A 15,043-nucleotide genomic window follows, 5' to 3' on the forward strand; every position below is an offset into this window, starting at 1 on the left:
GAGGACTGCGACACGTAACAAGCTATGCTTGAGGACAATCTAATTTTCACATACTACTACAGAGCTTTTTCCTAAAACCTCCAGTCTTGCTTGTTCAAGCCAGTAAAGCTGAGGAAGAGGTTCAGCTTCGCGTTTTGCACAAAGCAAAACATAAGACTATGGATAGCCTTACCCTTATAACCTTAGATGTGCCACTGTCACCCCGTGTCCACCCTCATACGGGATCGCGTCTTCAAAACTTTTTACCCGCTTCTCCGATTTTAGGTACTTACGGACCGCCTCTCGCAAGGAACCTGTTCCTTTTCCATGTAAAATTCTAATGCGATCAACCTTTAGGTAGTAGGCCTCTAAAATAAAATCGCGGACTTTCTCGAGGGCAGGTTCCACCCGTTCCCCTCTAATGTTTAATTCGCTAATTGGTTTCCCGAAATCTAAGACGGTATCAGCGCTTGCCTTCGGCGCTTCACGTTCGATTGGGCTAACGTCAACTACATCAACCGTGACCTTTATTAACCCTAGCTGAATTATAAGTTGATCACCACGAATTTCCAAGATCGACCCCTGCGCATCATATGGTTTTACATGAACCCTGCTTCCTAGTGCTAGTTCTCTTGTTGCGATAGGGGCCTTAATATTCTTTGTAGAATCGGTCCGTACTTTGTTGCTGCGACGGAGATCCCTAAGAGCCTCGAGGGCCCTACCTCGGTTATCTTTATTCGTTGTAGCAGTCTTACGTAAGGCTTTTGCCTGTTGCATCGTTTCCTTTAGCATCTTGTCGGCTCTTTTGGTTGCAGCTGTTAGAACTTTAGCTTCCTGAGCTCTTAGGCTCTCGATTTTACTCCGGAGAATTTCGGCTTCCTTACGAGCCTGGTCACGAACTGCGCGTGCCTCGCTTATGTCTAGTTGGAGATCAGCCTGCTGGCCCTCAAGTTCTTTTAGTAATACCTCGAGACGCTCGCCGTCAGGACCCAATATCTCTGCAGCTCTCTCCAAAAGTTCGACAGAGATCCCTAAGCGCTCTGCAATAGACAACGCATATGACCTCCCTGGCTGCCCGATAACTAAATGGTAAGTAGGTTGCAAACGATTCACGTCAAAATTCATTGCCGCGTTAATTGCTCCCGAAGCCTCTGAAGCAAACACCTTGATCGGTGCCAGATGGGTCGTAATTAAGCCTCGCGCTCCGCTGTCGAGGATTTGTTCTAGGATGCTTTGCGACAAAGCAGCGCCCTCGGACGGGTCCGTACCAGACCCTAATTCGTCGATCAATACTAAAACTTTATTGTCCGCTCTATCTAGAATTTCCTTAAGATTAGTTAGGTGACCAGCATAGGTGCTTAGGCTAGCTTCGATGCTTTGTTCGTCTCCTATATCCATGAGGATTTGATCTAGGTTGCCGAGCTCTGGCACTGGGGTCACTTTAGCAGCCACGAACAACCCCGAATGGGCCATAACTGCCGCCAATCCAAGAGCCTTCAATAACACCGTTTTACCTCCGGCATTTGGTCCAGTTAGGATCAGGAAACGGAGTTCTTCATTTAGACTGATTGAATTAGCTACGCAATCTTCTACGAGAGGGTGCCGTAATCCATCAAGCCTAAATCGGGACTCATCATTCAGACTTGGGCGAACAAGATCCCAATCGCCTACCAAACGGGCTGAGGCGTTTATGAAATCAAGTTCAGCTAAAATCTTGAGGCTCTCGTCTATCGCCGGGTCCAATGCAAGCTGCTGCGATAGATCCAGAAGGATTCGCCTCTCCTCATCACGCTCCTCAAATTCCAATAAAGCTAAATCGTTGGCCATTGGCACTATCGATGCAGGCTCAATAAAGACTGTGGATCCAGAATCACTAAGGTCCAAGACTATACCTGGTACGTGGGATTGAGAACTGGACTTCACCGGAATCACATAGCGTCCTCGTCGAAGCGTGATAATCGCATCTTGAATATGCGAGCTGTAGGTTGATAGGAGGCTCTGTAGTCGTTGTTTGATCAAATCACGCAAGGGATTAAGTCTCTGGCGAATATCCCTAATTTTCGGGGTTGCATTATCACTTACCTTTCCTTCGCGCGTTAGCATCTCACCGACAAGTTTTAGTGGTCCATCAAACGTTTCTAGTCGAATCACTAGTTCGGCCAAGGAAGTCCTTTCGGAAGCAAGGATGCTTCGCCGAATAGTTCCAGCAGCCGCCATTGTGTAACTCACCTCTAAAATCTCGGGGCCATCAAGCACACCCCCATCTACAACCCTGCTTATGAGAGGTCGAATATCGCTCACTCCGCCAAGTGAGATCGGTTCACCTGTGACTACCTCTTCTATCTGATCCAGCGCCTTCTCAATCCCGCGGTGGTCTTTTAAGGGTGCTAGCTTAAGCGCACGTTCTCTCCCTCGGAAAGTCGAAGTGCGATTGGACAATGCCTCCTGAACACGGGAAAACCCGAGTTTATCTAGGTCAAGGCGGGTAATTTTCACAGCCGCATCAGTATACGTTGAATGAGCTTAAGCTCAGTGCGAAGTATTTGCCCAACCAACAATGACATTGGAAAAACAAAGTTTTTTGAGAGGTCCGATATAAATATCCCTGAAGTTAGCATTATGTCCTACAAAAATGTCATTAATTATAGAGGTTCCCACCTGACCCAGCTTTCAGAAGATAGAATCTCGTAATTAGATATTATTTGTTGTTAGTTTCTCCTCAACATTATTTAATTTTGGCCGGGAGACCTCATGTAAATCGGCCTCGCCCCCCTGAGGGCAGAAGAACGAATCACTTTAAGGCCTGATACCATCAGCCAATAAGTGCAACCACTGACTCAGGAAATAACCACTCAAAGCCCCTAAAGAAAGTAGTTCCCAGGATTGACTTAATCGACCAGCTATTCGTAACTCAAAGCCAAAGTAAGACGTGAGTGCCATAACAATGACAATAAAAACGCTTGTTATAAGGCCCATATAGAGGAGTCGCGTCAAGGGACCTACGACCCAACTGTGCGATAAACCGCGGTGCCTAAACAGCTTCCCATAAGGCACCCAAAGCAGTCCAAGTATGCCCCAATGACTTTTAGCTCGCACAGAATTCTTGGCTAGGTCTAGATCAGGCGTGACAAGAAAGGTCCCTACTAAATAACTTAATAAGAAACCTGTTCTGGCTGCCCTAGGTAACGCATCGTCCAAACTATGGGCTTGGCCCAATAATCTTGCAATAAAATAAGCCGTAATAAGGAAACCAAGCGCTACTAGGTTGACGTTTTCGTGAATACGTCCACTTGCCACGGGCTTATCATAAGCAATTTGATTAGCAAACCTCAATAATTAAGGTATACTTGTTTGTGGAGATGCCAGGAGACTAAAGGTACTTATGACCGAATCGCACCTCACCGTCCGAGGCGCTAAACACCACAACTTGAAAAATATAGATGTGAACATCCCTCGTGATGCCCTTACTGTTATCACTGGGGTATCTGGTTCCGGAAAATCCAGCCTTGCCTTTGACACTATTTACGCAGAAGGCCAGCGACGTTATGTGGAAAGCCTTTCAACCTATGCCAGACAGTTTCTCGGACAAATGGAGAAACCCAAGGTGGACCAAATCATCGGCCTCTCCCCGGCCATCGCAATCCAACAGAAAACAGTCAGCAAAAACCCACGGTCAACTGTGGCAACCGTAACCGAAGTAATGGATTACCTTCGGGTCTTGTATGCCAATGTCGGCCACCCTCACTGTCCCAATTGTGGCCGTAAAGCATTAGGTCAAAGCGCTGAACAGATTAGCGAACAACTTGCGAATATGAATTCTGGGACTGAAATACAGCTTCTTGCTCCGGTAGTGCGTAACAGGAAAGGGACTCACGTCGATGTTTTAAACACCGCTCTAGCTAATGGCTTTACTCGAGTTCGGATAAACGGAGGTGAATTCAGGCTTGACGAAGATCCCGGACTCGATAAGAAGAAAAGACATACGATCGAAATAATCGTTGACCGCCTGAAAATACCTGACGAAAAACACAATGGCTTTCTCTCTAGGTTGACCGAATCCGTCGAGACAACCTTGCGAACAGCTGATGGACTCCTCGTAGCCGATCTTGGCCATGAAGAGCTCCTGCTGTCTGAACATAATGCTTGCCCTCATTGCAACTACTCATTCCCCACACTGTCAACCCAAACATTTAGTTTTAACAGCCCTCTGGGGATGTGTGAACAGTGTCAAGGATTAGGAACCGAAATGAATGTAGACCCAGATCTGATCGTAGAGGACCCGACACTAACTATCAATGAAGGGGCAATTCTCTTTCACGGGGTAGTTGAAAATAAATCAGGACGGCGAGTGTCTGCTTTGCAGGCTGTCTGTAATCATTATGATTTCGACCTAGACACCCCTTGGAACAAAATACCGAAAGAAGGGAGGGAGGCTTTATTCTATGGCTCTCAAGGCAAGGCAGTCCGATTTTCGTATCAAACAAGTAAGGGCCGTAAGCGACAAGGACGTCGGTCACTCAGTGGCATTATTCCTAGTATCGAACGTGGATACCGCAAAACCAGCTCGGATAATACCAGGCGTTGGTACGAGGGGTTCATGCGCGAGCTTCCGTGTCCAGAATGCAATGGCGAGCGCCTTAGGCCCGAGGCGCGGGCAGTTACTGTCGGGGGGCAAACGCTCCCAGAGATTAGTAGGTACTCCATCGGTGAAGCCTATACCTGGGTCAATAAGCTTTTGAATCGACTTGACAAGGTTGAGAAAGAAATAGTTGAAGGAGTAATTAAAGAAATAAGAGAGCGTTTAAAGTTCATGCTTAACGTTGGACTCCACTATCTCACGCTCGACCGTCGATCAGCCACTTTATCTGGTGGCGAAGGCCAACGCATTCGCTTGGCCAGCCAAATCGGGAGCGGCCTTATGGGCGTAGTTTACATTCTTGATGAACCTTCAATAGGGTTACACGCCCGGGATAACGAGTCGTTAATCGAAACTCTATTAAGCCTACGAAACATGGGCAACACTGTTCTTGTTGTTGAGCATGATGAAGAAACTATGCGTGCTGCCGACTGGATCGTCGACCTGGGACCTGGCGCTGGTGGTCATGGAGGAGAGCTAGTTGCAGAGGGCCCGATAGAAATCATTGCTACGTCCGACTCATTAACCGGTTGTTATTTGAGCGGCAAAGAGAGTATTGCCCCACCGAATGATGTTCCCCGGAATAGCTATAAGAAGCTGGTATTACTTGGGGCGAAATTGAACAACCTCAAGAATTTAAATGTTTCTTTCCCGTTAGAAACGTTGACATGCGTTACAGGAGTTTCTGGCAGTGGAAAGTCAAGCCTTGTTACAGGAACGCTCTATCCAATCCTCGCTCGACAGCTTATGGGTAGCCGGGTGAAACCTGGCCCATACAAATCTATCAAAGGCGCAGAATACATCGATAAAGTTATTAAGATGACCCAGGATCCGATTGGCAGGACGCCTCGCTCCAACCCAGTTACTTATACAGGGGTGTTCGATGAGATCCGTCGGTTATTTGCACTAACGCCTGAATCCAAGAAACGAGGTTACAACCCCGGTCGTTTTAGTTTCAATGTAAAAGGGGGTCGGTGCGAGGCGTGCGGCGGTCACGGCCTAAATCGTATCGAACTCCATTTCCTCGCAGATGTGTGGATCCCGTGTCAGGAGTGTAACGGACGACGATATAACCGAGAGACACTCTCTGTAACCTACAGAAAAAAGACCATCGCTGACGTCCTGGAAATGGAAGTTAACGAAGCTCAAGAGTTCTTTAAGAATCACACTAAGATCAGAAGGGTACTGGGTACACTGAAAGACGTGGGCCTAGGTTACTTAAAGCTAGGCCAAAGCGCGACGACGCTCTCAGGAGGAGAAGCCCAACGAATCAAATTAGCAAAAGAACTAGGGAAGAAATCAACAGGCAAAACCCTATATATTCTTGACGAACCAACCACAGGCCTACATTTCGCTGACATCAAAAGACTTCTTGATGTACTGCATCGCCTCGTTGACCGCGGAAATACGGTTGTGGTAATTGAGCATAATCTCGATGTGATTAAGACCGCCGACTGGGTTATAGATCTTGGGCCTGAAGGCGGAAAAGCGGGAGGGACAATTGTCGCTGAGAGCACTCCTCCTACTCTTGCTTCGTCTGCAGAATATAGCCAAACCGGCCATTTCCTGCAACAACTATTGAAACGGAATCCACAGTTTCAAGTTCTCACCAAAACCAAGGTTGTCTGAACACTTTAGCGGGTCACAGATGATTAGACAGATCCCACGCAAAGTAGTACACATTAAAGGGAAGAGCCGATACACGTCGAACCCTGGTTGGTATAGTTTCTATTGTAAGCACCTTTGCGTGCTAACTATTTGAAGCAAATAGTTAGGAACATCCAGGGCATTTGACAAGAAGTCATTATTCGATCGCAATAATGACGAACTGAACAGAATCAGGTACCTTAATCTAAGATAATGAAAAACGATTGGAAGGAATTATGCTACCAGGGATCAATTTATTCAAACTTGAAGGTCGCTCGGCGCTAATCACTGGTGGAACCAAAGGCCTCGGGCGCGCAATGGCTGAGGGACTAGCTTCATCTGGCGCCGATGTCATGATAACTAGTCGGAACTCTGAAGAGGCGGCACGTGTGGCTTCCGAAATCTCCGCAACCTACGGAACCCGAACCGTTGGTATCCAGGGTGATGTCTCCTCGCCTAAAGAAGTTGACGCAACTATTAAAAAAACGATAGCTGACTTCGGTAAATTGGATATCCTTATTAATAATGCAGGAATCAACATCCGTGGACCTATTGAAGATCTCTCTTACGAAACTTTCAGGGCTGTCCAGCAAGTAAATGTAGACGGAGTTTGGCTCACTGCCCGATCAGCTATTCCTCATATGAAGCGCGCAGGTTATGGGAGAATAATTAACGTAGCAAGTACACTTGGCGTTGTTGGACTCGACGGGCGCACCCCCTATGCTTCAAGCAAGGGTGCTGTAGTTCAACTCACTCGCACGCTTGGGCTTGAACTAGCATCCTTTGGGGTTACCTGTAACGCGATATGTCCAGGTCCCTTTCTAACCCAACTGAATGAGCCGATAGCAAATACAGAGGACGGTCGACGAATCGTAGAAGATCTGGTACCTCTTACTCGATGGGGACGAATGGAAGAGATCCAAGGGGCTGCAATATTCCTTGCCAGCGACGCTTCTAGCTATATGACCGGGAGCTTAGTAACAGTTGACGGTGGTTGGACCGCCCGATAAAAGTCGCTAAAGCAACCTTAAGTTGCAACAAAACTACATGGTTGTAAGTTCAATCAACTAACTTAAGTCTTATTGTGAAACCAACTCAGGTTTCAACAGTCAAACTTTGACAACACGTGTCGAGCGCGGTACCTTCAGAGTAATCACCAGGGGTGCCCAGGCTCTTGACTTCCACAGGATAATTGAGCGGGCTGAGATCACACCCTCTAACCTGAACCCGTTCGTACGGGCGTAGGTAGTGTGTCAGCCATTAATTCGGCCCCGTCTTCCTTCCCTGGCGATTCGGAAAGGAAGTTTTCGTGCGTTACATCCTCTTTCTACTAACTTTGCTTCTTTGTGAGGCGGTTACCTCCTCGCAAATTACCGTCTTAACTCACGATTCATTTGCCGTCTCAGAAACCGTCTTAGAAGCTTTTACCAAACAGACCGGAATCAAAGTGGTATTCCTATCTGGCGGTGATGCTGGCACGGTAATTAATCGCGCTATTTTGACTAAGGACAACCCTATAGCCGATCTTCTTTATGGTGTGGACAACAGCTTGTTAGGGCGAGCTACCAAAGTAAAGATATTTGAACCATATCGGAGCTCCTATTTAAATACAGTACCAGAAGAACTATGGTTCGACCCAAACGGGTTCGTAACGCCAATCAATGTAGGTTACGTCTCTTTTAATCTGGATATCAGCTTCTTCGAAAATGCCAGCCTCGAGCTCCCTAGAGACATTTCTGATCTCACTGAATCAGCTTATAGCGGCTTGACTGTAGTTGAAAATCCAGCAACTAGTAGTCCGGGGTTAGCTTTCCTCTTAACTACGATCGGCAAATTTGGTGAAACCAGTAGTTATGACTGGCTCGATTTCTGGAAAGAACTGCGGGACAATGACGTCAGTGTGACAGAGGGTTGGAACGAGGCCTACTATGGTTCTTTTAGTCGCTACGGCGGCGACCGACCCATAGTGCTATCCTACGCTACCAGCCCCGCTGCAGAAGTAATATTCTCATCTCCGGTAGCCCAAGAAGCTCCAACCTCTAACTTGTTCTGCAAGGACTGCGTTTGGCGTCAAATCGAAGGCATCGGAATACTTGCTGGGACCACAAAGCAGAAAGAAGCCCGCATGTTCATAGATTTCATGTTGAACCCGATGTACCAGGCCGACATCCCCCTGAATATGTTTGTCTACCCTGCAATTGAAAATATCACCTTGCCTGAGGCCTTCAACCTATACGCCTCTTTACCTCGAAATTCAGACCTGGTTGTACTTTCCCCTAGTGAGATAGAGGCAAATCAAGAGCGCTGGTTATTGCAATGGACCCAAGTAGTGTTACAGGGTAGAGATCCCGAAGATGTCCGTTAAAGCTGTTGACAAAAACAATTAATAGTCATTGGTTCAGACCTCGCGCCACTAGGTAATTTATTGATATTGCCAAAGATGTCCAGAAGAGGGCCTCAGTCGCATGAATCTTCTTACATCGGGTTCAAGATAGAGGCCGGTAGCTCTTAGGGATTGCGGTAAGTATTAGGCATAGCTTTACGAGGAACTATATACGGTCCCTCCGGAATGAACGCTACTTTGGAAGTGCCATGACGGGCCATGCTCGCCACCAAAGCCGCTTCGACCGATTCAGCTATTTGCACGTTAGTCAATTGCCTATCTACCGCGTCTAGGCCACTGACGAGATGAATCTTGGCTGTTCGTGAAGTCCGAAGTTGCATTTGAGTCTGCCACTCATCTATAGCAGCATGCGGCTTATCAGCAATAGTTGCGAGAAAGCCTTCTTCCCCCTGCTCTACTAACCTCCTCTGAGCTTCCTGAAAATCACCTGAACCAAGTCCTTCAGAACACTCTGAAGCCACAATCAGATCCCCTCCTGGCTCGACAATGTCGAGAGGGCCCACGATACCTTTAATTGTTTGGTAGTAGGTTTTATCAAGTGGATATCCAGCTGCACTCGTAACTACGGTATTAAAGCGCATTGGTAAAGACACCTCAGAAAATTCCCTCGTGAACCCTACAGCCTCAAGGTGACTCTGGATAATCTCACCAAAGTTTACGAATGAGAGCCTACGTTGCTCATCAATAACTGTATTGAGAGCCAAAGCACCACCGAGCATTTTCACGATCTCAAGCTGCTCTTCATGAAGCGGATTGCCTTCTAGAACACAGTTAGTAGCTAGAGGATTAGACATAAATGTGGAATTGTGGAGAGTCGTTATGGTTTCGGCATGAGCCACACCAGGTGCAATTACCTTCCGCCCCCCTGAATAACCCGCCATGAGATGTGGTTCGACTAACCCAGTCGCAATGCGCAGGTCAGCCTCTACTAAACGACGATCAAGTCGGACGCGTACACCATTTGGGGTAGTTCCTAGCGTCGCGTGGTCATCATCTGAACGGGCATCGTGATTATGGACAGCCACTGTCTTAAGAACCCAAGGGTCGTTGATCAATTCGCCTAACTCTTGCCCAAGATTAGGCCGATGCAGACCCGTAGCTACCAAAATAGAAATTCTCTCTCGGGCGATACCTCCACTCATTAGAACCCGAATTAATGGACCGAGAAACAGCCCATTTGGGACTGGTCGTGTAATGTCGCAAATTAGAATGCAGGCGCTAGCTGCTTCTCGAGCTAGCTGTTTTAGCGACGGAACTCCAACCGGATTAGCGAGCGCCTCAGCTATCTGCGAAGCAGGGTCTTGGATAATCGGCATAGGGCGCTTCCGGATTACCGTAGGCATACAACCCTCAGGAATACTTACCGAAAGTGTTCCCCGACCATAGAGCAAATCTACGCTGGACATTGCCATACACTTTAAACCAAACGTGATTTGTTAAACCACTGGGGTAATTGATACCGGCACGGCCTTGGAAGTGGGGGTATTACTCTTTCTTGCAACACTCTTGATTGGCACAAGGACGTTTGCTTCAGGGAAATAGGTGGCTACGCATCCCCTCGGAATTGCATAGGGCACTACGAAGAAATGCCGTCCCATCCTAGTCTGATTTTCAAAATGACTCTCGATATTAACGGCTTGGCCTTGAACTAAACCTTCTATGGTTATGTCGTCGGGATTCATTAGAATCACTCTCCGACCTCCGTGAATACCTCGGTAACGGTCATCGAGACCATAAATTGTTGTGTTGTATTGATCGTGACTACGAATCGTCATCATCATGTAACGACCCGGACCGGGGTCAAGACTTGTTAACGGATGCACACTAAACCTCGCTCGACCCGTTTGCGTATTGAAGCAACGGTCGCGAGCAGGGTTGGGTAATACGAAACCATTCGGGCCACGTACACGCACATTGTAGTTTTCTGTTCCAGGTACAACATCACTTATAAGATCACGAATTCGATCGTAATCTGCCACAAGACCTTTCCAGTCAACGACCCCGTCATGACCCAAAACCGCTTCAGCCAAGTTTGCTACGATCGCAGGTTCGCTCTGTAATGATTGGGAAGCAGGAGGAAGATGACCGCTCGAACGGTGCACAACCCCGAATGAGTTTTCAACAGTAACAAACTGTGGCCCTGATTCTTGAAAATCACGCTCAGTTCGTCCCAAGCAAGGCAAAAGAAGAGCCTCAGTACCTGTGATTAGATGAGATCGATTGAGCTTAGTCGATATTTGTACCGTAAGCGCACACTTTTTAAGGGCTGCTGCTGTGAATTCAGTGTCAGGAGCTGCAGATAAAAAATTGCCCCCCAGCGCAACTAATACATCGACTTGACCATCATGCATGGCTGATATTGCCCCGACTGTGTCTAGCCCGTGTTCACGTGGCGGGTCAAAACCAAGAACATCCGAAAGTCGATCTAGAAACTCCTCAGGTGGGCGCTCCCAGATTCCCATAGTACGGTCACCCTGAACGTTGCTATGCCCACGAACCGGACATAAGCCCGCACCGGGTTTTCCAATAGCACCCCGTATCAGTAAGAGGTTAACAATTTCCTGTATCGTAGCAACTGCCTCTCGGTGCTGGGTTAAACCCATTGCCCAACAACAAATTATTTTGCTATGCGAAGCTATGAGCTTGGCTAATTTTTTAATATCTACCAGATCAATCCCACTGGCCTCAACTATTTGAGTCCAATCTTGTTTCTCAAGATCCTGAACAAGGTCCTCATAACCATGAGTGAATTCATTAATAAAGGTAGTATCGACAACACTTCCTGGTTCCTGCTTTTCCAATACCAATAGTTCTTTCATAACGCCCTTCATAAGTGCAGCATCGCCACCCAATCGAACGGATAAGTGAATATCGGCAAGGGTAGTTCCCTGACCCAATAGAGTCTCCACCCCTTTTATGGGGTTTCGGAAGTCTTGGGGATTCTTAAATCGGCTAGTGCCTGCCTCAGGAAGCGGATTAATGCTGACTAGTTTGCACCCAGCTTTCTTAGCTCGCTCCAGACTCGTCAGCATTCTCGGGTGGTTGGTCCCCGGGTTCTGGCCTATTACGATAATTAACTCAGCTTGATCGAAATCATCAAGGAGGACAGTACCCTTTCCCACGCCAATAGTTTCGTTAAGAGCAACACCGCTAGATTCATGGCACATGTTTGAACAGTCAGGAAGATTATTGGTCCCAAAAAGACGGACAAACAGCTGATAAAGGAAAGCCGCCTCGTTACTGGTTCTACCCGACGTATAGAATGCGGCTCTATTGGGGTCAGAAATATTTTGAAGCTCCTTGCCTAAGTGCTTAAACGCTTCTTCCCAAGCAATTGGTTCGTAATTATCTCTACCGTCTCGCAGTATCATTGGCTCCGTTAAACGACCTTGCTTACCAAGCCAATAGTCCGACCTTTGGCTGAGTTCCTGAACAGTGTGTTCTGCAAAAAACTCTCGAGTCACTCTCCGGACTGTGGCCTCCTCAGCCGCCGCCTTGGCTCCATTTTCACAGAATTCCGCTGGCGACCTCCCACCTTCGGGATCAGGCCAAGCACATCCCTGGCAATCAAAGCCCTCTTCTTGATTGAGGTGAGAAAGTATAGAAATACCCCTAATAGGTGACATTTCAGCCAAAACGTGCTTCGCGGTTGCTAACAAGGCCGGCACGCCAGCTGCTAAACGCTTTGGGGATTTTAGTAACGGCGAAGCCAACTCTATTGGACCTTGTGCCGCGATGCCCTTACGCCGGTTCACGCGGTAACCTTTGAGGGGACACTTGGTATATCGTCCCGAAAGCGTACTCGCTCTGGATGGGTGTAAAGATTAAACGAGCCTTTACGCACAAAACCAGCTAGAGTTATGCCAAAACTTTTAGCGAGACTAACTGCCATGCTACTCGGTGCAGACACAGCCGCAATTATGGGAATGCCTGCAACAGCCGCCTTGGCCACAAGCTCGTAGCTGACCCGACCACTGAGCATGAGGATTTTGTTATCTAAGGGAAAGCGTCCCTGTAATAACGACCATCCGACCAATTTGTCAAGGGCATTGTGCCGACCAACATCCTCACGGACGACCTCTACCCTGCCATCTGGAGAGAATAATCCAGCTGCATGAAGTCCACCAGTGCTTTCAAACACTTGCTGTTTTTCACGTAGCCTATGCGGTAGGTCGAGCAGTAAGTTTTCAGGAACATCTAATTTGGATCGGACTATCTCAACACCGCGTTCCGCAAGATCCTTAATTGTTCGTTGACCACAAACGCCGCACGCGCTGCTCATCACACCTTGTCGCCCAATTCCCTCTAGTGTGGGTATTTTTTGTGAGCGCAATTCGAGCGAGACGGCATTATAGCGTTCCTCAATAGGCAAGCGACTGCAGTAGGAAATCCGCATGATGTCGTCGAAGGACCTTATCAGGCCTTCGGAAAAAAGGAAGCCAGCTGTTAATTCAAAGTCATTTCCAGGCGTCCGCATTGTTACGGCTACCTGGCAACTCTCACGGCCAGCTGACATCCGGATTTGTAGAGGCTCTTCAGCTGCTAATCGGTCCCTATCCCTACTAATAGAGTCCCGATGTACGCGTATCACCGCAGTTGGGGCGGTTCTTCGTGTGTATCCGATAGAGGGATCCATAGCCCCTTATACACTTTGTGCATTGGTTGGCGATGATTTCGGCCTTACCATGGTTAGTTTACGGCACCAATCGTACACTGGTAATCATGTCCCAGTTCCGATCTCCCGCTGCGCCCTGGCTCGGAATTGTCGCAATCCTGTTTTTAGTCGTATTTCTCATTTTCCCTCTTGGAGCCGTAATGTCACGAGGGAAGTGGGGCGCTGAAATAATTACCATCCTTACGGATCCATACTTACTAGGTCGAGTCGGCTTTACAGCTGGGCAAGCCCTCCTATCGACTGCCGTTACCGTCGTCGCAGGCTTCCCACTGGCTGTTCTGTTTGCTCGTTTTGATTTCGTCGGCAAGCGTCTTTGGCGAAGTGCATTGATGATTCCATTTGTCCTCCCAACCGTAGTTGCTGGAACTGGTTTTCTGGCTCTCATTGGGAGCCAAGGCATGATTGGTCTCGATCTAAGGAATACCCTGCTGGTTATTGTTCTCGCTCACCTGTTCTACAACATTGCACTAGTGGTCCGTATTGTGGGAAGTTATCTGGAATCGGTTACTCCGAGGCTAAACGAGGCGGCTTCCTTACTGGGATCTGGACACAGGCATATCTTATTTCGAATAACTTTGCCAATAGCTGCCCCAGCCCTGCTATCTGCTGCAGCCCTCGTTTTTCTACTTACCTTTACTAGTTTCGGCATTATTCTTTTCCTTGCCCCAGCCCCTAGCTTCGCCACGATTGAAGTCGAGATTTACCGCCAAACTGCCCACCTGCTTAATCTCAAGACAGCGTCCTCCCTTGCCTTGGTACAACTCATAGTGGTGTCTTTAGTGGCCTGGGTATACACCTTTGCCCAAGCCAAACTGAGTATCGCCATGGACTCAAATAAAGCTCAATTACCGCGAGCTTCAGGTCCAGACCTCTGGTGGATAAGAACAGCTCTGGCAATTTCTCTTTTGTTGGTGTTTGCCCCAATTCTTGCTGTTGTTACCCGAGCCTTCTGGCCTGCAGGAACACCGTATCCCAATCTCTCTGGATTTCTTGCTCTTTTCGACGGACCTCGGACGATCGGTTTTACCAGTCCCTGGGAAGGACTATTCAACTCGTTGCGTTTCGCAATTCTCGGAGCATCAATATCCCTAGTTATCGGTTTTTCGTTCGCATACTCGATAGTTCGTAGTGGCTGGACCTGGTTGGATTCGCTCAGTCTTCTACCCTTAGGGGTCAGTGCTGTAACTCTCGGGTTTGGTTTCCTACTTGCTTTCCCAAAGCTTGCAACTAGTTTTTGGGGTATCCCAATCGCCCACGCCCTTATAGGCTTTCCCTTCGTAACTCGTAGCCTCCTACCTGCCCTCAGATCACTTCCCCCTAATCTTTTGCACGCCTCGCTGACTCTAGGTGCCACTCCTCTAACCATTTTTCGGCGAATTGAACTACCCCTCTTAGCCCCATCATTCGTAACAGCTGCAAGCTTCGGCTTTGCAGTATCACTAGGAGAATTCGGCGCTAGTCTTGTCCTCACGCGACCCGAGTTCGCTACACTTCCAATCGCAATATTTGACCGACTCAGTAGGCCCGGAGCTTCTAGTTATGCTGCAGGAATGACTCTGGCTTTAATTTTAATTCTTTTAACTGGTGGCGTGATGATGCTCTTGGATCGTTTTGGCCGCACCGAAATATGATAGGGTTCCATGTCCCGCCACAAAAAACGGTATTTAATTAGTATCTCAAGAGTGGTTAATTTAGCAATTTC

9 protein-coding genes and 1 riboswitch are annotated in these 15,043 nt (G+C 47.9%); of the genes, 4 read left to right on the forward strand and 5 right to left on the reverse strand.

Annotation, left to right across the window (positions count from 1 at the left end; translation table 11 throughout):
* Positions 1-174 precede the first annotated feature (174 nt).
* Positions 175-2,475 carry an endonuclease MutS2 gene (locus tag CMO31_03010; protein MAZ52967.1) on the reverse strand — a complete coding sequence of 767 codons (2,301 nt, stop codon included), beginning with the start codon at positions 2,473-2,475 and terminating at the stop codon, positions 175-177.
* 300 nt (positions 2,476-2,775) lie between these two features.
* Positions 2,776-3,276, reverse strand: coding sequence for a hydrolase (locus tag CMO31_03015; protein MAZ52968.1), 501 nt, complete (start codon positions 3,274-3,276; stop codon positions 2,776-2,778).
* An 85-nt stretch (positions 3,277-3,361) separates the two neighbouring features.
* On the opposite strand from CMO31_03015, the gene CMO31_03020 reads away from it, so the two are divergent.
* The 3 genes from CMO31_03020 (at position 3,362) to CMO31_03030 (ending at position 8,627) form a co-directional block, all read left to right on the forward strand.
* Positions 3,362-6,244, forward strand: a complete 2,883-nt coding sequence (locus tag CMO31_03020) for an excinuclease ABC subunit A (protein ID MAZ52969.1) — start codon at positions 3,362-3,364, stop codon at positions 6,242-6,244.
* A gap of 242 nt (positions 6,245-6,486) precedes the next feature.
* The gene (locus tag CMO31_03025; protein MAZ52970.1) at positions 6,487-7,272 is read left to right on the forward strand and encodes a 2-deoxy-D-gluconate 3-dehydrogenase; all 786 of its coding nucleotides are present in this window, start codon (positions 6,487-6,489) and stop codon (positions 7,270-7,272) included.
* Positions 7,273-7,410: 138 nt separating this feature from the next.
* Positions 7,411-7,528, forward strand: a riboswitch (TPP riboswitch).
* A gap of 43 nt (positions 7,529-7,571) precedes the next feature.
* Positions 7,572-8,627, forward strand: coding sequence for a thiamine ABC transporter substrate-binding protein (locus CMO31_03030; protein ID MAZ52971.1), 1,056 nt, complete (start codon positions 7,572-7,574; stop codon positions 8,625-8,627).
* Between the two features lie 143 nt (positions 8,628-8,770).
* On the opposite strand, the gene CMO31_03035 is transcribed toward CMO31_03030, so the two are convergent.
* The 3 genes from CMO31_03035 to CMO31_03045 are packed head-to-tail and all read right to left on the reverse strand — an operon-like array spanning position 8,771 to position 13,302.
* Positions 8,771-10,078 (reverse strand): hypothetical protein, encoded by a 1,308-nt coding sequence (locus CMO31_03035; GenBank protein MAZ52972.1) that lies wholly within the window; start codon positions 10,076-10,078, stop codon positions 8,771-8,773.
* Positions 10,079-10,102: 24 nt separating this feature from the next.
* Entirely contained in the window at positions 10,103-12,421 is a 2,319-nt protein-coding gene (locus CMO31_03040) for a hypothetical protein (protein MAZ52973.1), read from the reverse strand.
* The gene (locus CMO31_03045) at positions 12,418-13,302 is read right to left on the reverse strand and encodes a sulfurtransferase FdhD (protein ID MAZ52974.1); all 885 of its coding nucleotides are present in this window, start codon (positions 13,300-13,302) and stop codon (positions 12,418-12,420) included. The genes CMO31_03040 and CMO31_03045 overlap by 4 nt, the downstream gene beginning before the upstream one ends.
* 32 nt (positions 13,303-13,334) lie before the next feature.
* Between CMO31_03045 and CMO31_03050 the strand changes: the two genes are divergently transcribed.
* Positions 13,335-14,972, forward strand: a complete 1,638-nt coding sequence (locus CMO31_03050) for an iron ABC transporter permease (GenBank protein MAZ52975.1) — start codon at positions 13,335-13,337, stop codon at positions 14,970-14,972.
* The last annotated feature ends 71 nt before the right edge of the window (positions 14,973-15,043 follow it).

Source organism: Trueperaceae bacterium, assembly GCA_002707365.1.
In the GTDB taxonomy this organism is placed as follows: Bacteria; Deinococcota; Deinococci; order Deinococcales; family Trueperaceae; genus UBA6957.